Genomic DNA, 578 nt, shown 5'->3' with positions numbered 1-578 from the left:
GCCGCACGAGATAGACCGGGCGCTGCTTCGATTCGTGATAGATGCGGCCGAGGTATTCGCCGATGACGCCGATGCCGATCAGCTGGATGCCGCCGACGAACAGCATCGCGGAGATGAGCGACGCGTAGCCGTGCACGGGATTGCCGAACAGCAGCGTGCGCATGACGATGTAAGCGCCGTAGACGAACGAGAGCGCGGCGAACACGAGGCCGATGTAGGTCCACACGCGCAGCGGCACGGTGCTGAAGCTCGTGATGCCTTCGAGTGCGAAGTTCCAGCGTCGCCACCCGGAGAATTTCGAGCGGCCGCCGCTGCGTGCCGCGCGCGTGTATTCGATGATCTCGGTGCGGAAGCCGACCCACGCGAACAGGCCTTTCATGAAGCGCCGCCGCTCGGGCAGCGCGCGCAGCGCGTCGACGACCTGGCGGTCCATCAGCCGGAAATCGCCGACGTTCTCGGGCATTTCGACTTCGGAAAGGTGGTTGTGTACGCGGTAATAGAGTGCGGCGGCCACGCGCTGCATCAGCGGATCGCACATGCGGTCGGTGCGCTTCGCGGCGACGACCTCGGCGCCGGCG

The 578-nt window shown here is 65.9% G+C and carries 1 pseudogene; it reads right to left on the bottom strand.

The features are described from left to right. Positions 1-578, bottom strand: a pseudogene (locus tag BLA15945_RS37545) (glycosyltransferase); the annotation flags it as partial.

It is taken from the genome of Burkholderia arboris (assembly GCF_902499125.1).
Lineage (GTDB): Bacteria > Pseudomonadota > Gammaproteobacteria > Burkholderiales > Burkholderiaceae > Burkholderia > Burkholderia arboris.
This window is presented reverse-complemented; position numbering and strand designations above follow the sequence as displayed.